This window comes from Aquabacter albus, from assembly GCF_040049275.1.
Taxonomy (GTDB): domain Bacteria; phylum Pseudomonadota; class Alphaproteobacteria; order Rhizobiales; family Xanthobacteraceae; genus Aquabacter.
The window spans coordinates 67,866-88,748 of sequence record NZ_JBDZDT010000007.1 but is presented as its reverse complement, the minus strand read 5'-3'; the positions used below and the strand labels follow the sequence as shown (position 1 = coordinate 88,748).

The window sequence follows — 20,883 nt, the reverse complement described above, 5'->3', positions numbered from 1 at the left end:
GGCAACTGGCGGATGCCATGACCATTTGTTGAGGGTCGCCTCCCGGCGGCTCTTCCGTCCGCACGCTTTCCGAGGTCCCCCATGGCCATTCCGCGTCGCTTGCATCTGGGCGCCTTCATGCGCCCGGTGAGCATCCACACTGGCGCCTGGCGCTATCCGGGCGCCTTCCCTGACGCCAACTTCAATTTCGGCCACCTCAAGCGCTTCGCGCAGACCCTGGAGCGCGGCAAGTTCGACGCATTCTTCATGGCCGATCACCTCGCGGTTCTGAACATGCCCGTGGAGGCGCTGAAGCGCAGCCACACCGTCACCTCCTTCGAGCCCTTCACGCTGCTCTCCGCGCTCGCCGGCGCCACCGAGCGCATCGGCCTCGTCGCCACCGCCTCCACCACCTTCGATGCGCCCTTCCACATCGCGCGGCGCTTCGCCTCCCTCGACCACATCTCGGGCGGGCGCGCCGGCTGGAACATCGTCACCACCTCGAACCCCGACGCGGCGCTGAATTTCGGCCTCGACGAGCACATGGACCACGGCGAGCGCTACGACCGGGCGCGCGAGTTCTATGACGTGGTGACCGGCCTCTGGGACAGCTTCGCGGACGACGCCTTCATCCGCGACCAGGAGAGCGGCATCTATTTCGACCCCGAGAAGATGCACGTCCTCGACCACAAGGGCGAATACCTCTCCGTGCGCGGTCCGCTCAACATTGCCCGCCCCATCCAGGGCTGGCCGGTGATCGTCCAGGCCGGCGCCTCCGACGCTGGGCGACGGCTCGCGGCCGAGACGGCGGAGATGGTGTTCACCGCCGTCACTTCGCTGGAGGCCGGCCGCGCCTTCTATGCGGACGTGAAGGGCCGCATGGAGAAGATCGGCCGCAACCGAGACCACCTGAAGATCCTGCCCGGCGCGCTGGTGGTGGTGGGCGACAGCGTGCAGGAAGCGCGGGAGAAGCGCGCCTTGCTGGACAGCCTCGTCCATTACGACAATGCCATCGCCTCCCTTTCCATCGCGCTCGGCATGGACGCATCTGGATTCGATCCCGACGGGCCGCTGCCGGATATCCCCGAGACCAATGCCAGCAAGAGCGGCCGGGAGCGCGCCATCGGGCTCGCCAAGCGGGACAACCTCACCGTGCGCCAACTCGCCCAAAGGCTCGGCGGCTATGGCGGCCTCTCCTTCGTGGGCACGGCTGAGACCATCGCCGACGAGATGGAGGAATGGCTGACGACCGAGGGGTCCGACGGCTTCAACCTCATGTTCCCCTATTTGCCGGCCGGCCTCGATGCCTTCGTGGAGAAGGTGGTTCCCGAGCTGCAGCGGCGCGGCATCTTCCGCCGGGAGTATGAGGGCCCGACGCTGCGGGACCATCTCGGCTTGCCCCGGCCGGAGAACCGATTCTTCCCCCGAACATGACGCAGGGGCATGGCGGTATTCCACATGGATGGCGCGACATTAATCTCTTTGCACAAACCTTGCGCAAGGTTCCACTAATTCGTATCGTTGATAGAGTTAGTGGAGAGAATTTATGTCGCGCCTTCCCTTGCGCACCCCTGAGGATGCGCCCGCAGACGCCCAGGATCTTCTGATCGCCGCCGAAAAGCGGAACGGCTATCTTCCAAACCTCCTGCGGGTGCTGGCCAACGCGCCGGTGGCGCTGGAAACCTACCTGACCGTATCGGGCATCAATGCCCGTTCCTCGCTCTCTTTGGCCGAGCGCGAGACGGTGCAGATCACGGCGGCGGCGACCCATGGCTGCGGCTTCTGCGTTGCCGGCCACACCGCCATCGCCATCAAGCAGGCCGGCCTGGACGCCGCGACGGTCGAAGCACTGCGCGCCCTCGGCCATGTGCCGGACGACCGGCTGGAAGCGGTGGCGTGCTTCGCCAAGGCGGTCATCGCAAGCCGGGGCCGGGTGGAGGATGCGGATCTTGCGGCGTTCCACGCGGCCGGCTTCTCCGACCAGGCCGCGCTGGAAGTGGTGCTTGGCGTCAGCCTCGCCACGCTTTGCAACTTCGCCAACAATCTCGGCGCGCCGCCGCTGAACGCACAGCTCGAACCCTATCGCTGGGACGGCCCGAACGCCGCCGCCGCGGAATGACCCTGGCGGCAGGTACGCTCGACCCGCATCTCGCCGGCTGGCTCGACGCCAATGCGGCGGATCTCGACGCCATGTCCATCCCTGCGTCGCAGGTCTTGCCGCGCCTTGCCGCCGGCGAAGTGCTGGCCGCCGGCGTCCCCGAGACGCACGGCGGAACCGGCGGCGATGTGACGGACGCGGTGGAAGCCATCGCCGCCGTGTCCGAGCGCTCCATGGCCGCCGGCTTCGTCTTCTGGGGCCATCGCAGCTATATTGAATATCTGCTCCAGAGCCCGAACGCGGCGCTCCGTGAGGCGCTTCTGCCGGATCTCCTGGCGGGCCGCGTCGCAGGCGCGACGGGCCTCTCCAACGCCATGAAGTTCCTCTCCGGCCTTGAGGAACTTCAGGTGGCCGCACAGCCGCAAGGCGACGGCTTCGTCCTCGACGGCAAGCTGCCCTGGGTCACCAACCTCAAGCCGGAAGGCTTCCATGTGGCGGCCGCCGTCTCTTATGGCGACGCCCGGGGCGCCTTCATCGCCTCCCTCGCCCATGACGATCCCGGCCTCGTCCGCTCGGCCGATCTCGACCTCATGGGCCTGCGCGCCACCAATACGGCCGCGGTCGCCATCTCAGGCGTCGCGATCCCGCCAGAACGGGTCATCGCCACTGACGCCGGCGCCTGGCTGCCGCTGGTGCGCCCCGCGTTCCTTGGCCTGCAATGCGGCATGTCCATCGGCCTTGCGCGCCGCGCGCTCGCCGAAGCCCGGGCCTGCGTCGGCGCCGGACGGCACACTCTGGCCGAGCCGCTGGCCGACCTTGCGGCGGCGCTCGCGCATCAGGAACGGGCGCTCAGGGAGGGCCTGAAGAGCGGCGTCTTCCAGGTCAAGGCCCCGCCTCTCTTCCAGATCCGCATCGCCTTGGCCGAGATCGTGGCGCAGGCGGTGGGGCTGGAGCTTCAGGCGGCCGGTGGCCGCGCCTATCTCTCCGGCCCCGGCGCGGGCTTCGCTCGGCGCTGGCGCGAGGCGGCCTTCGTGCCCGTCATCACGCCCAGCCTGGTCCAGCTGAAGACCGTGCTCGCCGCCCAGCGCCAGAGCGCCGCATGATCGAGCCCGTGCTCGCGGCCAGCGGCGTGGAGCTGCGCTACGAAGGGGCATCCGCGCCCGTTCTCGCCGGCTTCGACCTCGCGCTGGAGCCGGGGGAAGTGGTCGCCATCCTCGGGCCGAGCGGGGTCGGAAAATCGAGCCTGCTGCGTGTCCTCGGCGGGCTCCAGGCACCAAGCGCAGGCACCGTCCTCATGGGCGGCGAGGCGCTGCGGGACGTCAACCCGCGGGTCGCCATCGCCTTCCAGGACCCATGCCTCCTGCCCTGGCTGTCGCTGGAAGCCAATGTCGCCTTCGGCCTCGACTTCAAGCGCCAGCCGCGCCTGTCGCGGGAGGAGCGCCAGGGCCGCGTGGACGCGGCCATCACCGAGGTGGGGCTTGCCCATGCCCGCCGTCTGCATCCTTCCGCCCTCTCCGGCGGCATGGCGCAGCGCACGGCGCTCGCCCGCTGCCTTGCCCGCAAGCCGCAGGTGCTGCTGCTGGACGAGCCCTTCGGCGCCCTCGACGAGGTGACGCGAGCGGAGATGCAGGACCTGCTCTTGAAGGTGGTGGCCGATTTCGGCACCGCCGCCCTCCTCGTCACCCACGACATCGACGAAGCGCTGTTGCTCGCCGACCGCGTGCTTCTGCTCGGCGGCGCACCGGCGCGGCAGATCGGCGAGTGGACCGTCTCCCTGCCGAAGCCCCGCCAGGACTATGTGGCCGAGCTCGGCGAAATGCGCATCGACATCCTCCAGATCCTTCGCCACGCGGTTCGCCGCCACTGACCGGGAAACCAGACCCATGTGCATCGAATGCTTTTCCCGGCGCGGCTTTTCCCGCCGCGACATGCTGAAGCTCTCCGCCCTCTTCACCGCGGCTGGTGCCCTGCCCCTGCTGAAGGCGGCCGAGGCCCGCGCCCAGGAGGCGGACGCCCCCGTCAAGATCGGCTATTTGCCCATCACCGACGCGACGCCGCTCCTCGTCGCCCATGCCAACGGCTATTTCGACGCCGAGGGCATCAAGGCCGAGAAGCCCGTTTTGCTGCGCAGCTGGGCGCAGGTGATCGAGGCCTTCATTTCGGGCCAGGTGAACGTCATCCACCTGCTCTCCCCCATGACCGTGTGGGCGCGCTTCGGCAGCAAGGCGCCGGCCAAGGTGGTGGCGTGGAACCATGTGAGCGGCTCGGGCCTCACGGTCCTGCCCGAGATCAATTCCGTCGCCGACCTCGGTGGCAAGACCGTCGCCATTCCCTTCTGGTACTCGATCCACAATGTGGTGCTGCAAAGCCTCCTGAAGGAGAACGGCCTCACCGCCGTTACCAAGCGCACCGGAGCGCCGGCCGCGAACGAGGTGAACCTCGTGGTGATGGCGCCTTCCGACATGCCCCCCGCCCTCGCCTCCAAGCAGGTGGCGGGCTACATCGTCGCCGAGCCCTTCAATGCGGCGGCCGAGGCGCAAGGCATCGGCAAGATCCTGCGCTTCACCGGCGACGTGTGGAAGGACCACGCCTGCTGCGTCGTCTTCATGCACGAGCGCGATCTGGAAACGCGCCCCGAATGGTCGCAGAAGGTGGTGAACGCCATCGTCAAGGCGCAACTCTGGACCCGCGCCAACCGCGCCGAGACGGCGAAGCTCCTCTCCAAGGATGGGCCGAACCGCTACACGCCCCATACGGTGGCGGTGCTGGACAAGGTGCTCGCGCCGCCGGAGAGCGACACGGCCTTCTATGAAAAGTCCGGCGCCATCAAGCATGCGGACTGGAGGGAGAAGCGCATCGACTTCCAGCCCTATCCCTATCCCAGCTACACCGAGGAACTCGTGCGGCGCCTCCAGACTACGCTGATCGAAGGCGATCGCGGCTTCCTCTCCGCCCTCGACCCCAGCGCCGCCGCGCGCGAGTTGGTGGACGACCGCTTTGTAAAGGCGGCCCTTGCCAAGTCCGGCGGCCTGCCCGCTTTCGGCCTCCCCGACACCTTCACCAGGACCGAGGTGGTCGCCCCGTGAATGCCCCGCCGCCCACCGGCGCATTTGTCTCTCAGGCACACAAGCCCGCGCCGGGAACCCGCAGGCAGGCCGGTCGCCCGCGCGTGCGCCGGCTCCTGCTGGGCGTGATCGGGCTTCTGGCGCTGGTGGGGCTGTGGTGGATCGGCACGGATGTGCTGGCGGCTCCGGGCAGCTTCGTCCGGCGCTTCTCGCCCATGCCCGCGTTTGCGAGCCTCGCCGATCTCCTGGTCCAGTCCGATCTGCTGATCCATGTCGCGGTCAGCCTGAAGCGCATCCTCGTGGGGCTTGCCTTCGCACTCGCCATCGGGGTGCCGGTGGGGATGGCGGTCGGCACATTCGGCGCGCTGGAGGCGGCGACCACGCCCGCTTTCCAGTTCCTGCGCATGATCTCGCCCCTCTCCTGGATGCCCATCGCGGTGATGGTGTTCGGGGTGGGCGACAGCCCCATCTATTTCCTGCTCACCTTTGCGGCCGTGTGGCCCATCCTCCTCTCCACCGCCGCCGGCGTGCGCCAGCTCGACCCGCGCTTCACGCAGCTGGCCCGCAGCCTTGCCGCCACACGCTGGGAAATGCTGTCGCGGGTGATCTTCCCCGGCATCATCGGCCACATCCTCACCGGCGTGCGCCTCGCCATCGGCATCCTGTGGATCGTGCTGGTGCCGTGCGAGATGCTCGGTGTGTCCGCGGGCCTCGGCTACTTCGTCCTCGATACCCGAGATCGGCTCGCCTATTCCGAGCTGATGGCCACTGTCCTCCTCATCGGCGTCCTCGGCTTCCTCCTGGACGGGCTGGCCCGCGCCTTGTGCCGCCGCTGGTCCTGATGACGCGCCTCTTTCGTCCCCGGCGTTTCAAGGGCTGAGCCTGAACAGCTAAGGATCTGAGCTGCATGGCATTTTTCGCCATGCGGAACATTCCCATTTCCTGCGCTGTTATTGGGGAATGACCACTCCTGCTGCTACGTCCAGGTCATCATCGAAAACGTCTCAATCCGTAGAAAAATCGGAACTCGCCGACGTGGTCGCCGAGGATGGCGGCCATGTGGAGCCACCTCCCCCGGAGGCCATCGAACCGGACGCCCAGCTCTCGCCAGAGGAAGCTGAGCGGCTGCGCAAGGCCTATTTGCTGACGCGGTTCTGGATCAGTGCGCGGGGCTATTGGGGCCGGGGCGGTGACCGCCTCGCCTGGCTCTTCACCGTTGGGCTGCTGATCCTGATCATCGCCAATGTGGGCTTCCAATACAGCATCAACGTGTGGAACCGGTCGATCTTCGACGGCATCGAGCGGCGGGATGCCTCCGCCGTGTTCTTCCTCAGCGCGGTGTTCTTCCCCCTCGCCGTCGGCAGCGTTCTGCTTGGCGTCGCTCAGGTGTATGTCCGGATGGGGATGCAGCGCCGCTGGCGCGCCTGGCTGACCAATGCCGTGGTGTCGCGATGGCTGACCGCGGGACGCTATTACCAGCTCAACCTCGTCAGCGGCGACCATAAGAACCCGGAATACCGCATTGCGGAGGACCTGCGGATCGCCACGGAATCCCCCGTGGACTTCATCGCCGGGGTGACCGCGGCATTCCTTTCCGCCGCGACCTTCATCGTCGTCCTGTGGACCATAGGCGGGGCGCTGACGGTGACCCTCGGCGGTTCCACCGTCACCATTCCCGGCTTCCTGGTCATCGCCGCGGTGCTTTATGCCGCCATCGCTTCCGGCTCCATCCTCCTCATCGGCCGCCGCTTCGTGGAGGTGTCCGAGGACAAGAACCAGGCGGAGGCCGAGTACCGCTACACGCTGACGCGCGTGCGCGAGAATGGCGAAAGCATCGCCCTGCTCGGCGGCGAGGAGGAGGAGCGCGACGGGATCAACAACACCTTCTCGAACGTGCTTCGCCAATGGGCGCGCCTCGCAGGCCAGCACATGCGCACCACCCTGGTCTCGCAGGGCTCGAGCCTGATCGCCCCCGTAGTGCCGCTTTTGCTGTGCGCCCCGAAATTCCTCGAAGGGAACATGAGCCTCGGCGAAGTGATGCAGGCGGCCTCCGCCTTCACCATCGTCCAGGCGGCCTTCGGCTGGCTGGTGGACAATTATCCCCGCCTCGCCGACTGGAACGCCTGCGCGCGCCGCATTGCATCCCTGATGATGTCGCTGGACGGGCTGGAGCGGGCGGAGCGTGGCGATGGGATCGGACGCATCAAGCGCGGCGAGGATGACGGCAAGGCCATGCTGAGGCTCAACGATCTGTCCGTCAGCCTGGACGACGGCACCGCCGTGGTCGGCGAGACCGAGGTGGTGATCGAGCCCGGCGAGCGCCTGCTGGTGGCCGGGGCATCCGGCAGCGGCAAGAGCACGCTGGTGCGCGCCATTGCGGGGCTGTGGCCGTGGGGTGGCGGGACCATTACCTTCCATCGCGACAGACGGCTCTTCATGCTGCCGCAGAAGCCCTACGTCCCCTCGGGCACGCTGAGACGCGCCGCGGCCTATCCCGGCGCAGCGGAAGACTGGACCCTGGAGGAGATCGGCGCGGCGCTTCAGAAGGTCGGCCTCGATCATCTGAAGGAGAAGATCGAGGAAGACGCGCCGTGGGACCAGACCTTGTCCGGCGGCGAGAAGCAGCGCCTCGCCTTCGCCCGCCTGCTGCTGCACAACCCCGACATCATCGTGCTGGACGAGGCCACGTCCGCTTTGGACGAGAATAGCCAGGACCGGATGATGGGCATGCTCACGACGGAATTGCCCAAGGCCACCATCGTCAGCGTCGCCCACCGCGCCGAGCTGGAAGCCTTCCACAGCCGCAAGATCGTGCTGGAGCGGCGCAAGGGCGGCGCCAAGCTCGTCACCGATATCAACCTGATCCCGCGCAAGGGATCGCCCCGCCTGATCAGCCGTTTCCTGCGACCGCGGAAACCTGCACCGAAGACGGCGGCGCGCAAATGAGCCTGCTGCGCCCCTCCATCGGCGCCGCCTTTCGAGGAGCGTGACCTGGAACAGGGAGGCGGGTCTGCGGTTGCTTCGGAACCGGCCATCGCCCTCTGGAGGAGACGCCATGCAGACCAAGCTTCTCGCGGATGACGGCAGCCTGCGCACCTTCGCAATCATCCTGGAGACGGGCGAGGAGGTGATGGCAACGCTCCAGGGCTTTGCCGAGAAGGAGCGCCTGTCCGCCGCCCACTTCACGGCCATCGGCGCCTTCAGCGCGGCGACGTTGACCTATTTCGATTGGGACAAGAAGGAATACCAGCAGATCCCGGTGCATGAGCAGGTGGAGGTCGCGGCCTTCTCCGGCGACGTGGCAAGCGGCCCGGACGGCAAGCCCGCGCTCCACGTCCATGCCGTGCTCGGCCGCCGCGACGGCACCGCCCTCGCCGGCCATCTCGCAAAAGGGCATGTGCGGCCCACCCTTGAGGTGATGCTCACGGAGAGCCCCGCGCATTTGTGCAAGCGGTTCGACCCGGAAAGCGGCCTCGCCCTCATCCGCATGGACGGCCAGTAACCGCCCCGCCGCAGAGAACGAAAGGGATGAACAGCATGGCGCACGACAAATACAGGCCGCCCGTCAGGTTCGGCATGGGCGGCGTGGCGCTGGGCAACGAGTTCGCCATCGTCAACGACAGGGATGCCCGAGAGACGCTGGAGGCGGCCTGGGAGGCGGGCGTGCGCTATTTCGATACGTCGCCCTGGTATGGGCTCGGCCTGTGCGAGCGGCGTTTCGGAGCCGTCCTGCACAGCAAGCCGCGGGATCAATATGTGCTCTCCTCCAAGGTGGGAAAGCTGCTCAAGGCGTCCCGCGACAATGGCGGGTGCAAATATTTTCCGTTCTCGCCGTCGCCCAACGATCCCGTCTTCGACTACAGCGCGGACGGGGTGAAGCGCTCCATCGAGGACAGCCTCCAGCGGCTCGGCGTGGACAGCCTCGATATCGTCTTCGTCCACGATCTCTCGCCCGACAATCCCTTCCTCCCCGGATCGTGGGAGGAGCATTTCGAGATCGCCCGGAAGGGCGCCTTCCCGGCCCTGACGCGCCTGCGCGAGGAAGGGGTCATCAAGGGGGTTGGGGCCTCGGCGTGAACGCGCCCGAGCCGATCCTGAAGGCGATCGAGGTGGCCGATGTCGATATCTGCCTGTTCGCCCGGCAATATTCCCTCATCGACCACGCCTTTGCGGTCGAGACGGTATTTCCGGCGGTTCGTGAGAAGGGCGTGAGCTTCGTCATGGGCTCGTCCCTCAATGCGGGCTTCATCAGTGGCAGTCCCCGCTTCAACTATGGCGCAGACAACTACAAGATCCCGGCGGACGTCATCGCCAAGCGCGAGCAGCTGCGGCAGGTCGCCGGGCGGCACGGGGTCGACCTGAGGACCGCCGCCTTGCAATTCTCTGCCGCTGCGGACGTGGCCTCGGCGCTTGTGGTGGGCGCGGGAAGTGCCAGGCAGATCGTCGAGGACTACACCTCCATGCAGACGAAGACCCCCGCCGATTTCTGGGCCGAGCTGAAAGCGGAGGGGCTGATCCACGCTCAGGCATCCACGCCGCGCACGTGATGGCCCATCGTGCCTCCGCCCGTCTCACCGGACGGGTCAGGACTGCGCGGGCTGCAGGGTCGCCAGGATGTCGGCCAGCGTCGGGCCGATCGCCCTCAATTCATCAAGATGCACCGCTGAAAGCTGTTTCAGCCGCTTTTCACCCTCGCCCGTCAATGTGACGAGGACCCGCCTCTTATCTTGCGCGTCCGGCATGCGCCGGACGAGATCCGAGCGTTCGAGGCGATCCACCAGTTCCACCGCCGTATGCTGGCGGATCAAAAGACGCTGGGCGAGCACGCCAACCGAAATGCCCGCACCTGCGCCCACCCCCTTGATGGTGAGGAGCGCCTGATGCTGCTGCGAAGTCAGGCCGGCCTGCGTCGCCGCCTCCTCGCTGAAGGCCAGGAACTTGCGGATCGCATAACGGAACTCCGCCAGCGCCGCATAATCCAGCCCCTCCTCCTTGCCGCCCTTGCGCCGCGGTGCTGCGGGCTGCGAATCCGCCATTGAACGCTCCCTTCCTCTGAGATATATCGCACTACGATATAAATTAATGACCGAATGCCGCCGCCCGATGGACGCTTCTTCCAATCCCCCGATACGCGCCGCGCGCGAGATTTCCGGCGCCCGGCCCGAGCGGCCGGTTCCGGCGGCCACACCGGAGCTCGGCGACTTCACCACCGATTATCGCGTGGTGATACTCATGGCCATCGCGGTTGCGGTGGGGGCGGCGTCCGTGGGGACCGCGTGGGCTCTCCTGCGCCTCATCACCCTGTGCACCAACCTTGCCTATTACGGGCGCCTGTCGCTCGAGCCGCTGCCCATATCCGGCTCTCCGCTCGGCTGGTATTCGCTTTTCGTGCCCATCGCCGGCTGCTTCATCATCGGCCTCATGGCCCGCTACGGCTCGGAGAAAATCCGCGGCCACGGCATCCCGGAGGCCATCGAAGCCATCCTCATCGGCAAGAGCCGGATCAGCCCGAAAGTGGCGGTGCTGAAGCCGCTTTCCTCCGCCATCTCCATCGGCACGGGAGGCCCGTTCGGCGCGGAAGGTCCCATTATCATGACGGGCGGCGCAGTGGGTTCGCTTCTCGCCCAGATGTTTCATCTCTCGTCCGCGGAGCGAAAGGCGTTGCTCGTGGCCGGTGCGGCGGCGGGCATGACCGGCATCTTCGGAACCCCCATCGCGGCGGTGCTCCTCTCGGTCGAGTTGCTTTTGTTCGAGTGGAAGCCCCGTAGCATCCTCCCGGTCATCGTGGCGGTCGCCGTCTCCGCCGGAGCCCGCACGCTGATCCTCGATCCCGCGCCCTTGTTTGCCTATCACGGCGCCATGGACCCGACGCTCAACGGCATGGTGTCCTGGGCCCTGGTGGGCCTCGCCGCGGGGCTCGTTTCCGGCGTGCTGACCTCCATGGTCTATGGTTCGGAGGACCTGTTCCAGAAACTGCCCATCCACTGGATGTGGTGGCCGCTGCTGGGGGGCCTCGCCATCGGCATCGGCGGCCTCATCGAGCCGGCGGCCCTGGGCGTGGGCTATGAAAACATCCGGGCGCTTCTGGCGGGTGATATGCCTCTCAACGCCGCGCTCCTCCTCCTCGTGGTCAAGGCCGTCATCTGGGCCATCGCGCTTGGCTCCGGCACGTCGGGCGGCGTGCTTGCGCCGCTACTGATCTTCGGCGGCGCCCTGGGCGCGCTTCTGGCAAACGTTCTGCCGCCGGCCGATGTGGGCTTCTGGTCCCTTCTCGGCATGGCCGCCATGATGGGCGGCACCATGCGCGCGCCGCTCACGGCGACCTTGTTCGCCATGGAGCTGACGGGCGACTACGCCGCCGCGCTCCCGCTGCTGGTCGCCTGCGGCATCGCCTATGCCACGACGGTGCTGATCCTCAAGCGCTCCATCCTCACCGAGAAGATCGCCCGACGCGGCCTGCACATCACCCGCGAATATCATGCCGACCCGTTTGACCAGACCCACGTGGGCGATGTGATGATCAGGCAGGTGGACGCACTGCCCGCGACCTGGAGCGTGGGCGAGGCCATCGATCATTTCATGGCAACCGAGCACCGCCACAAGAGCTACCCGGTCATTTTGCAGGACCGGCAGGTGGTCGCCATGGTCTCACGGGCCGACATCCTTGCCTGGCTCCAGGAAGGCGACGATCTCGACCGCGCCGCCCCCATCACCGAGCGCATCGATGATGTCGGCCTCATCCTGGCGAGGCCGGAGGAGCTGGTGAGCCATGTCGCCGATCGCATGGCGCAAACCGGCGCCGGACGGGTCCCCGTGATCAACGAAAACCATCAGCTGGCGGGCCTTGTCGCCCGCAAGGATCTGCTCGCCGCCCGTGCCCGGCGGAGCGCGGAAGAGCGTGACCATGCGGCCCATCTCGGCTGGTGGCGGTCGGCTGGTTCATAGAAAACGCAGATGAAAGTGCGGCTCGGAGGAAACGGTTCAAGAGGGGAAGAAGAGGGACCCGCCGTGCTCCGGTCCCGGCCGGAGCACGGCGGAAACCCACCCAGAAGACCGGCATGCGAACCCATCGACACGAAAACATTCATGAGCATAATATTTTCTATAACATCCATCACGATGATGTTGCTGGGAACAACGCTGCTAATTTTGTCTTCAGTTTCAGAATATACTTTCAGCTACGGAATCCTGTCCCTGCTCTCAGGAAGCATCCTGGCCGCCATCGAGTTCGATGATTTATCGAGCAGATTTTGATATTGGAGACGATGGATCATCAGTCGCGGTACATGCCCTCAGGGCTCCCGCCTGATGCGATGACACAGACCCGCACCGGACCAGACCATCCGGATGTTGAAGGATACGGCACGCCCTCAGAGCGTACCATCGATAGAGCTGCCCTCATCATTCAGCCCGTGGGTCGCGACCGCGGCCGGCATCCGCTGGCCCACCCACAAAACATTTGCTCATGAGGCGGAGGATAAAGCGCCGTGCCCGAAGGAAACAACGCACAAATCGCGGCCCCAGCAAGGACATCCGGCCTGCGCAAGTTCACGGTCGAACGCCGGCAGGCCGAAAGCGACGTGATTACGTCTTTCATCCTTCGCCCGGTGGATGGGTCCCCCGTGGAGCCCCATGAGCCCGGTCAGCACCTCACCATGCTGCTCGACCTGCCGGGAAAGGGCCGCGTCAAACACAATTACACGATCTCATGCGCTCCCAACGGCGAGACACTCCGCATTTCCGTCAAGCGCGAGCCGAAGGGCGGCGTGTCCCAGTGGCTGCACGATGAAGCGCGGCCGGGAACGGAAATCGAGATTCTTTGTGGGTCCGGATCGTTCGTGCTGGATCGGCAGAGCGGGCGCCCCGTGGTCCTTCTGAGCGCGGGCGTCGGCATCACGCCGATGATCGCCATACTGGAAGGGGCCGCTTCGAAGGGCCTCGGCGCGCCGCTCCACTTCATTCACATTGCACGGGACGGAGCCCACCACGCCTTCCGCGATCATGTGCGTGAACTGGCGGCAGAACTCTCCGATGCGCAGGTGAGGTTTTTCTACAGCCACCCGCGCCCGGCGGACGTTCAGGGCCGCGACTTCGACATCGCCGGACGCCTGACGCTGGATTGGGTCCTGGCCCACACGCCGGTATCGGACGCGGACTATTACGTCTGCGGGCCCATTGGTTTTCTGCGCACCTTCGTTCCCGGCCTCGCGCGCGCGGGGGTGAGCGACGCGCGGCTCCATTATGAGTTTTTCGGCACGGTGGAGGATCTCTTCGACGAGGAGCCCGAAAGCGCGCCGCCCCCACAAGCGCCGGCTCAAAGCCCGCCCCCGGCCAGAGGCGCCAAGGCAGGCGGCGGCTTCATGCGGGAGGCGATCGGGGGCGTGATCCTCGACAGTGCGGCCGAAGCCGTGATCGCGACGGATCGCGAAGGAATGATCGTGCTCTGGAATCCCGGCGCCGAGCGGATTTTCGGGTTTTCAGAAGATGAGGCGCTCGGAGCGTCGCTCGATATCATCATCCCCGAGCCGCTACGCGCCCGCCATTGGGAAGGCTATCACGACACCGCCCGGACGGGACAAAGCCGGTATGGCGCCGGCGATCTTCTGTCGGTGCCCGGGCTGCGCAAGGACGGAAAGCGGGTGTCCCTGGAGTTCACCATCGCGCTGCTGAAGGCCCGCGATGGTTCGGTGGAAGGCATGGTCGCTGTCCTGCGGGACATCACCGCGCGCTTCGAGGAGCTCAAGGCCCTGAAGAAGCAGTTGGCCACGCAGAGCAGCGAGACACGCTGAGTGTCAGTGGGCGCCGGCTGCGCCGGCTCCCGCCTTGCCCTTCTTTGCGAGGAGCAGCGACACGGCGGCCACCGCCAGCAGCACGCCCAGCACCGCGAAGGTGTCGCTGAAGCCCATCACCAGCGCCTGCTTCTTGACGATGTTGCCTAAGGCCACGATGGCCTGATGCTGCGCCGTCGCCACGTCCGAGATGCCGTGGGACATGAAGTAGCCGGTCATCTGGTCGAGGCGGTGGTGCACCTCCTCGCGTGAGCTCACCACCGACTGGCCGATGATGTTGGAGTGGAACTGCTCGCGCTTGGTGATGATGGTGGCGAGGGTCGCCGTTCCCACCGCGCCGCCGAGATTGCGCAGCATGTTGAACAGGCCCGAGGCGTTGGCCGCGTCCTTCGGCGCGATGTCCTGCGTGGCGATGGCGGTGAGCGGGGTCAGGATCAGGGCCTGCCCGACGGCACGGACGATGTTGGGAATGAAGAACTGGTCGCCCGCATAGTCCAGCGTCATGTGGGTGTTCATGAAGCAGCTTGCGGCGAACAGCGCGATGCCGATGAAGCCGAGATAGCGCACGTCCATCATCTTCATGAGGCGCGGCACCAGCGGGATCAAAAGCAATTGCGGCAGCCCGGTCCAGGCCAGCACCATGCCGATCTGCTCGGCATTGTAGCCCTGAACCTGCCCGAGATATTGCGGGACCACATAGACCGAGCCGAACAGGCCGATGCCCACCAGCACATTGGCGAGCGTGCCGATGCCGAAATTCCGGTTCAGCAGCAGGCGCAGGTCCACCAGGGGGTTCTTCACCTTCAGCTCAATCCAGATGAAGGCGGTGAGGAACACGGCCGCGGTGATCGCGAGCTTGACGATGAAGGGCGAGCCGAACCAGTCGTCCTTGTTGCCCTCCTCCAGCATGGTCTGGAGGGCCGAGAGGCCGATGGCCATGGTGGCGATGCCCGCCCAGTCGCCTTCCTTCAGCAAATGAAGCTGCATTGGCGCGCGCTCCAGCGTGAACCAGAGGGCGGCGATCATCACCATGCTCGGCGCGGTGTTGATGAAGAAGATGGTCTGCCAGCCGTAATTCTCGGTGAGGTAGCCGCCGATGGTCGGGCCGATGGCGGGCGCGAAGGTCACCGCCAGCGCGAACATGGCAAGGCCCGTGGGCTGCTGCGCCTTGGGCAGCTTGGTCACCACCATGGTGAAGGCCATGGGGATGAGCACGCCGCCGGCAAAGCCCTGGAGCCCGCGCATGGCGATCATGGAGCCGAGGTCGTGCGCGAAGGCGCAGGCCATGGAGAAGAGCGCGAAGAAGAACGTGCTCCCGATCATGTAGGTGCGGAACGAGAACACCCGACTGAGATAGCTGGTCAGCGGGATCACGATGATCTCGCCGATGAGGTAGGAGGTGGAGATCCAGGCGCCGTTGTCGACGCCCGTGCCGATGCCGCCCTCGATATTGAGCAGCGAGGCGTTCGTGATCTGGATGTTCAGGATCGCCATGAACGCGCCGATCATGCCGGCGATGACGGCGATCCAGGTCGCCGTGCTGGCCTTGTCCTGCGCAGGAGCCGCTGCGGCGGCCGGCGGGTTCAGGGTGTGGGTGGTGCTCGACATGAGAGTGCCCTCCGGGCTCGACGCGTCACGTCAGTTTGCGTGCGCTGTCGCGGCCGGCTTGGTGTCGATGGTGGGATAGACCGACATGCCCGGCCGGAGATCGCCCTGAAGCGGGCTGCCGGCATCGAGCGTGATCTTCACGGGGATGCGCTGGACAATCTTGGTAAAGTTGCCCGTGGCGTTGTCAGGAGGCAGGAGTGCGAACTGCTGGCCGCTCGCCGGGGCGATGCTGTCCACGTGGCCGTGGGCGACGATGCCCGGGAACATGTCCACCTCGACCTCCACCGGCTGGCCGGCGCGCACGTCCGTGAGCTGGGTTTCCTTGTAGTTGGCCACCACATAGGTGGCGGCGCTCGGCACCACGGCCATGAGCTGGGTGCCCGCCTGGACGTACTGGCCGATACGCAGCGTGCGATTGCCCACCACCCCGTCCACCGGCGAGACGATGCTGGTGTAGGAGAGGTTGAGCTCCGCCTGGCGCTGGGCCGCCTCGCTGGCGGCAAGGGCCGCCTGTTCCTGGACGATATCGGCCTTGAGGATGTCCACCTGCTTGGTGGCGTTGACGAGGCTCGCCTTGTCGCGCTGGAGCGTCGCCTGGGCAGCGGCGATGCGGGACGCGGCCTGCTGGGCGTTCTGCACCGTGCCGAAGCCCGAACTTGCGAGGCTGGCATAGCGCTGGTTGTCCTGGGAGGCGAAGGTGAGGTTCGCCTGGTCCACGTCCAGGGTGGCCTGCGCGGCGTCGATGATGGACTGCTGGGCGTCGAGGGACGCCTGCTTGCTGGCGATGGCCGCCTGGGCAGCCGAGACGTTAGCCTTGGCCTGGTCGAGCGCCACCTTGAAATCGCGGTCATCGATGCGGGCCAGCCCCTGCCCGGCCTTCACCGGCTGGTTGTCCTGCACCAGAACCTCGGAAATATAGCCCGACACCTTGGGGGCGATGGTGGTGTTGTCCGCCTGGACATAGGCGTCGTCGGTGGAAACTTCGAAGCGGCCCACCGTCCAGTAGTTCCAGCCATAATCGGCGGCGCCCGCGAGGGCGGCGAGCCCGACGCCCACGAGCAGCAGCCAGCGCAGGCCGTGCCGCCGCCCGGCCGGCGCCGCAGGCTCGCCGCTCTCCTGCGCGCTCGGTGCGGCGGGCACGGCGATGTGGGCATCCTCCAGCAGCTTGCCCACGGCTTCATTGGCCGGGACGGGCTTTTCCGCTGCAAACGAACCTTGGTGCTGGGACATGGGACAGCTCCTGATCTCGGGTCGCCAAACGGGTTGGCGTCAATTTGGAAATTTGCTACTTTCCAAAATAAGCGATCAAATCGCGTTGTCCAGAAGAATTTGGAAAACGATCATGCTACAAAATCACAAAGAGCGGAGGCCGCGCGGTCGCCCCCCTGTCCGATCCGACGAGGAGACGCTCCATCTGATCGTCGAGGCGGCTGCGCAGGAGTTCCAGGCCAATGGTTTTGCCGGCACCAGCGTCGATGCGGTGGCGCGACGCGCCGGTGTCTCCAGCCGCACCCTCTACCGGCTGGTGCCCACCAAGGCGGCGCTGTTCTCGAAGGTGATCTCCGAGCACATCGACCAGTTTATTACCGCCATCGAGGACACCGGCCTCGATGCGCTCGCGCTCGACGCGTCGCTCGAGCGCATCCTCATCTCCTACGGCATCCTCACGCTTGGCCGCGATGCCATCCTCATGCTCCAGCTCGTGGTGTCCGAGCGCGGCCGCTTCCCCGAGCTTGCCAGCACCTTCTACACCGACGCGATGCAGCGCACCGGCAACGTGCTGGAGCAGTGGCTGCGCCACCAGCAGGAGCTCGGCCGCATCACTTTGGAAGACCCTGCCCTTGCCTCAGGCATGCTGAGGGGGATGATCACCATGGAGCCCCAGCGCGGCGTGCTGCTGGGCCAGCGGACCTATCCGGAAATTGACGAGATTCGCATGCGGGCCCGCATGTGCGCCCGGCTTTTCCTGGACGGCTGCCGGACCAAGGGCTGAGCCGACCTCTAGGCCATTGGAACCAGCCTTAGTCCGATCACGCCTGCCAAAATCAATGCAATGCATAGAATTCTCGGCATCGAGGCGGGATCACCGAGCAGGGCGATGCCGACAATAGCCGTGCCCGCCGCGCCAATCCCCGTCCACACGGCATAGCCGGTCCCCACCGGCAAGGTTCGGAGCGCGATGGAGAGGAGAACAACGCTCGTCAATCCCGTGGCTACCGTCAGAAGGCTGGGGGTGAGCCGAGTGAAGCCCTCTGAGGCCTTCATGAAAAAGGCGAATGCTATTTCCAGAACACCCGCGATGCAGAGCATTGCCCAAGCCATGATTTGCGATCCGTTGATTGCCTCCGCCGCCAATTTCAGGTCGGTGAGGCTGATGAGCCAACGGCCGGCGCAGCCCGCCGCAACGAGGGTGCGGGCGTGGGCGCATGGCGAATTCCATGCGACCGCCGCTCGCTCCTTCCAGGATCAGGCTCTGGCTACGGCGGCGGGCGTCGCCCGGAAGGAGATGCCAAAGCGGTTGAAGGCATTCATCAGGCCGATGGCGTAGGTGAGATCGGCAAGCTCCACCTCCGAGAACTCAGCGGCGGCCGCCGCGTAGTCGGCATCGGGAACACCGGTTTCGGAAACCCTTGTCACCGTCTCGGCCCAGGCGAGAGCGGCGCGCTCGCGCGCCGTGAACAGCGCCCCCCCTTCGCGCCACACCGGCACCAGCACCATCTTCTCCACGGCCAGGCCCGACTTGAGCAGGTCCCTTGTGTGCATGTCGATGCAGAAGGCGCAGCCATTGATCTGCGACACGCGAAGATAGACGAGATCTATCAGTTCCTTGGGCAGGCTGCCCTTGAGGAGCGTGGCGTATACGGCGCCGAAAGCCTTGTAGCCTTCCGGGGAGGCTTTGGCGTAGTCGATGCGCTTGCTCATGGCGAAATCCCTTTCCGATTGCAGGATCACCATGTGCCGCGTCTTGGACCAGCAAAGAAGGTCCATGACTCGCCTTCGCAACTGGGCCATACGCGGCCTACGTCGCGGCGGCCATCACATCAGTTTTAATATCCGATGTGCAAGCCTCTCGGCGGTCTCGGCGGAATCGACGTTCGTGAAGTTGAGGAGAAGGGCAGAGGCTCTCTCGCCGTCCACGGTCCAGCCCGTCAAGGCTTCGGCAGAGAGGCCTTCCTCCCGCATTCGTGCCACCAGATCGCGATCGCTCTGCTTTCCACGCAGACGCAGCACTAGGTGCATTCCGCCCGGTTGGGAGTCGATCGTAACGTGGTCGGCCAGCACGCGCATCAGCCCCGACGCCGTCAGGCGCCGGCGCTCGGCGTACAGTTTGCGCATCCGCTGAATGTGGCGCGCAAAGTGACCCTCCTGAATGAAAGCCGTGACGATCGCCTGCGTGAGTTCCGGGCTCCCTCCGGCAAAGGCGTGGTAGACGTCCTCGAAACGATCGATCTGCGCCTCCGGTACCACGAGATAGGCAAGGCGAAGGCTGGGAAACAGGACCTTGCTGAACGTGCCCGCATAGATCACGCGCCCATCCAGATCCATGCTCTTCAGCGCCGGAAGGGGGCGGCTGACGTATCGATACTCGCCGTCATAGTCGTCCTCGATAATCCACGACTTGCTCTTTGCGGCCCAATCCAGAAGCGCCATGCGGCGCGGCAGGGAGAGAGAGACGCACAAAGGGCTCTGGTGCGCCGGCGTCACGACGGCCGCGCGAGCACCGGGCGCCCGCGCGGCGCCCTCCGAAACGCGCATTCCCTCTGCATCCACGGGCACCGGCACCGTCTCGATTTTCATATGCCCCAGCAGCTCCCGCGTCGGCGGAAAGCCTGGATTCTCCACCCAGACACGATCGCCAGCCTCCAGCAGCGCATGGCTGATCAGCTCGAGCGTGTGTCGATAGCCTGACGTCACGAAGACCTGGGACGGCGAACACCTGACCCCGCGCGAGACGTGAAGATAGGACGCGATCGCGGCACGCAATGCTTGCGAACCGTAGACGGGCGGATCCGTCATGCCGGACGGCTGTATGGCTCGAATGGCGCGCGCGCCGAGGCGCGCCCAGACCTTCCGTGGAAATGCATCGAGGGCCGGCAGGCCCATCTGGAATGGCAGGATCGAATCCGCCCGAAAGGCCGCCGGGCGCGAGGGGCGAGGCTGCGGGATCGCCCGTGAAGGATGCACTCGTGGGTCGAGGTCCGGCGCCACGATGGTGCCCGCTTGGCCGCGCGCCTGGATGTATCCCTCCGCGGTCAGCAGGGCGTAAGCCGTGTCCACCGTGCCCCTGGCCAGACCCAGTTCGGTCGCCATTGCGCGCGCGGAAGGAATTCGATCGCCCGGCTTCAGACGTCCGCTCGCGATGGCGCCCCGAATCCGATCATAGATCTGTCGGTAGAAGGGCTCGGTCGCCGCCGGATCCAACGGCGAAATGCGAGGTTCAGGGGTCGCCATGGCCCATTCTTATAGCGCAATTTCCTCAGCTCAGAATGCACCATGTTCGCCCGTTCCCAGGAGCGACGAGAACTGGCGCTGCGATCATGGACCAATTTGCGATTGGCTTCATGGACCTTGGATAAAGGCCATAAGCGGGTAGCTTCTGATGCAACCACCCAACGGCCCATTCTCGCAATTCGCGACGGCCGGCGGACCTTGGGCTCGATCAGGAAAGCATATCCGTGAAGCGGATTCTTCATATCAGCTGCAGCCCGCGCGGACGGGCTGCCGAAAGCTACAGGCTATCGCGAAAGATCGTCGATCATCTTCTTGCGAAGGAGCCGGCTTCTGTTGTCGTGGACAGGAACGTAAGTGACGACGCGCTTGGGCATGTCGATCAGGATTATGCCGTTTCCCAGCATTCCTTGGCGGATGTGTCGCAGAACGGTTCGGCCGCGGTTTCCGAACCACTGATTAAGGAGCTGGAGAGCGCTGACTTCGTGGTCATCGGCACGCCCGTCCACAACTTCACCGTCCCATCCGCCCTGAAAGCGTGGATTGATCACGTCGTCCGCGTCCGCTGGACGTTCGATGTCACGGCGCACGGGAAAGTCGGAAGATTGCACGATCGTCCCGTCTTCATCGCCGTTTCGTCGGGAGGACGGTTCTCCGGCGAGGGCGCGCGCCAGCCCGATTTTCTGACGCCTTATCTGCAGGCGGCGCTCGCCATCATCGGATTGCGAGACCTGACATTCTTTTCCGTCCAGGGCACCGTGTTTGGCCCGGAGGCACTGGACGAGGCGCGCCGGAACGCGGACGCGGCATTGCTGGCGCATTTCGCCGGTGCGCGTTCGTAATCGGGTCGGCAACGACGCAGCGGCGTCGGATTTTCTCCCATCGTCCCGCACGG

Annotated in this window: 21 protein-coding genes; 15 read left to right on the top strand and 6 right to left on the bottom strand. The window is 65.9% G+C overall.

Features of this window, described 5'->3' with window-relative positions; all coding sequences use genetic code 11:
* The first annotated feature begins 81 nt into the window (after positions 1-81).
* The 10 genes from ABLE91_RS18585 (at position 82) to ABLE91_RS18540 (ending at position 9,689) form a co-directional block, all read left to right on the top strand.
* Positions 82-1,413: an LLM class flavin-dependent oxidoreductase gene (locus tag ABLE91_RS18585; RefSeq protein ID WP_348933206.1), complete on the top strand. Its 1,332-nt coding sequence runs from the start codon at positions 82-84 to the stop codon at positions 1,411-1,413.
* 112 nt (positions 1,414-1,525) lie between these two features.
* A complete protein-coding gene (locus ABLE91_RS18580; protein ID WP_348933205.1) occupies positions 1,526-2,098 on the top strand; it encodes a carboxymuconolactone decarboxylase family protein in 573 nt (190 codons plus the stop codon).
* Entirely contained in the window at positions 2,095-3,180 is a 1,086-nt protein-coding gene (locus ABLE91_RS18575) for an acyl-CoA dehydrogenase family protein (RefSeq protein ID WP_348933204.1), read from the top strand. Before ABLE91_RS18580 ends, ABLE91_RS18575 begins: the two co-directional genes overlap by 4 nt.
* Complete coding sequence (locus ABLE91_RS18570) at positions 3,177-3,944, top strand: ABC transporter ATP-binding protein (protein ID WP_348933202.1); 768 nt, start codon at positions 3,177-3,179, stop codon at positions 3,942-3,944. The genes ABLE91_RS18575 and ABLE91_RS18570 overlap by 4 nt, the downstream gene beginning before the upstream one ends.
* A 16-nt stretch (positions 3,945-3,960) precedes the next feature.
* Positions 3,961-5,163: an ABC transporter substrate-binding protein gene (locus tag ABLE91_RS18565; protein ID WP_348933200.1), complete on the top strand. Its 1,203-nt coding sequence runs from the start codon at positions 3,961-3,963 to the stop codon at positions 5,161-5,163.
* Complete coding sequence (locus ABLE91_RS18560) at positions 5,160-5,984, top strand: ABC transporter permease (RefSeq protein WP_348933199.1); 825 nt, start codon at positions 5,160-5,162, stop codon at positions 5,982-5,984. Before ABLE91_RS18565 ends, ABLE91_RS18560 begins: the two co-directional genes overlap by 4 nt.
* A 118-nt stretch (positions 5,985-6,102) precedes the next feature.
* Entirely contained in the window at positions 6,103-8,088 is a 1,986-nt protein-coding gene (locus ABLE91_RS18555; RefSeq protein ID WP_348933197.1) for an ABC transporter ATP-binding protein/permease, read from the top strand.
* Positions 8,089-8,197: 109 nt separating this feature from the next.
* Positions 8,198-8,644, top strand: a complete 447-nt coding sequence (locus ABLE91_RS18550; RefSeq protein ID WP_348933195.1) for a PPC domain-containing DNA-binding protein — start codon at positions 8,198-8,200, stop codon at positions 8,642-8,644.
* 35 nt (positions 8,645-8,679) lie between these two features.
* Positions 8,680-9,219, top strand: coding sequence for an aldo/keto reductase (locus ABLE91_RS18545; RefSeq protein ID WP_348933193.1), 540 nt, complete (start codon positions 8,680-8,682; stop codon positions 9,217-9,219).
* Entirely contained in the window at positions 9,216-9,689 is a 474-nt protein-coding gene (locus ABLE91_RS18540; RefSeq protein ID WP_348933191.1) for an aldo/keto reductase, read from the top strand. Before ABLE91_RS18545 ends, ABLE91_RS18540 begins: the two co-directional genes overlap by 4 nt.
* 36 nt (positions 9,690-9,725) lie before the next feature.
* Here the strand turns inward: ABLE91_RS18540 and ABLE91_RS18535 are convergent, their stop codons facing one another.
* Positions 9,726-10,178, bottom strand: a complete 453-nt coding sequence (locus tag ABLE91_RS18535) for a MarR family winged helix-turn-helix transcriptional regulator (RefSeq protein ID WP_348933189.1) — start codon at positions 10,176-10,178, stop codon at positions 9,726-9,728.
* A gap of 67 nt (positions 10,179-10,245) precedes the next feature.
* On the opposite strand from ABLE91_RS18535, the gene ABLE91_RS18530 reads away from it, so the two are divergent.
* From ABLE91_RS18530 to ABLE91_RS18520, 3 genes are all read left to right on the top strand, one after another.
* A complete protein-coding gene (locus ABLE91_RS18530; protein WP_348933187.1) occupies positions 10,246-12,087 on the top strand; it encodes a chloride channel protein in 1,842 nt (613 codons plus the stop codon).
* A 9-nt stretch (positions 12,088-12,096) separates the two neighbouring features.
* Positions 12,097-12,396 carry a hypothetical protein gene (locus ABLE91_RS18525; RefSeq protein WP_348933185.1) on the top strand — a complete coding sequence of 100 codons (300 nt, stop codon included), beginning with the start codon at positions 12,097-12,099 and terminating at the stop codon, positions 12,394-12,396.
* 233 nt (positions 12,397-12,629) lie between these two features.
* The gene (locus ABLE91_RS18520; RefSeq protein WP_348933183.1) at positions 12,630-13,931 is read left to right on the top strand and encodes a PAS domain S-box protein; all 1,302 of its coding nucleotides are present in this window, start codon (positions 12,630-12,632) and stop codon (positions 13,929-13,931) included.
* 3 nt (positions 13,932-13,934) lie between these two features.
* Here ABLE91_RS18520 and ABLE91_RS18515 read toward each other — a convergent pair whose 3' ends face one another.
* A complete protein-coding gene (locus tag ABLE91_RS18515) occupies positions 13,935-15,539 on the bottom strand; it encodes a DHA2 family efflux MFS transporter permease subunit (RefSeq protein ID WP_348933181.1) in 1,605 nt (534 codons plus the stop codon).
* Between the two features lie 30 nt (positions 15,540-15,569).
* Positions 15,570-16,769, bottom strand: coding sequence for an HlyD family secretion protein (locus ABLE91_RS18510; RefSeq protein ID WP_348933179.1), 1,200 nt, complete (start codon positions 16,767-16,769; stop codon positions 15,570-15,572).
* A gap of 112 nt (positions 16,770-16,881) precedes the next feature.
* Between ABLE91_RS18510 and ABLE91_RS18505 the strand changes: the two genes are divergently transcribed.
* Positions 16,882-17,532, top strand: coding sequence for a TetR/AcrR family transcriptional regulator (locus ABLE91_RS18505; RefSeq protein WP_348933177.1), 651 nt, complete (start codon positions 16,882-16,884; stop codon positions 17,530-17,532).
* 8 nt (positions 17,533-17,540) lie between these two features.
* On the opposite strand, the gene ABLE91_RS18500 is transcribed toward ABLE91_RS18505, so the two are convergent.
* The 3 genes from ABLE91_RS18500 to pdxR all read right to left on the bottom strand — a co-directional run bounded on the left by ABLE91_RS18500 (position 17,541) and on the right by pdxR (position 19,991).
* Positions 17,541-17,861: a DMT family transporter gene (locus tag ABLE91_RS18500; protein WP_348933174.1), complete on the bottom strand. Its 321-nt coding sequence runs from the start codon at positions 17,859-17,861 to the stop codon at positions 17,541-17,543.
* 144 nt (positions 17,862-18,005) lie between these two features.
* Positions 18,006-18,461 (bottom strand): carboxymuconolactone decarboxylase family protein, encoded by a 456-nt coding sequence (locus ABLE91_RS18495; RefSeq protein ID WP_348933747.1) that lies wholly within the window; start codon positions 18,459-18,461, stop codon positions 18,006-18,008.
* Between the two features lie 114 nt (positions 18,462-18,575).
* Positions 18,576-19,991 (bottom strand): MocR-like pyridoxine biosynthesis transcription factor PdxR, encoded by a 1,416-nt coding sequence (gene pdxR / locus ABLE91_RS18490; RefSeq protein ID WP_348933171.1) that lies wholly within the window; start codon positions 19,989-19,991, stop codon positions 18,576-18,578.
* Positions 19,992-20,215: 224 nt separating this feature from the next.
* Here pdxR and ABLE91_RS18485 point away from each other — a divergent pair, with 224 nt between their 5' ends.
* Entirely contained in the window at positions 20,216-20,830 is a 615-nt protein-coding gene (locus tag ABLE91_RS18485; RefSeq protein WP_348933168.1) for an FMN-dependent NADH-azoreductase, read from the top strand.
* The last annotated feature ends 53 nt before the right edge of the window (positions 20,831-20,883 follow it).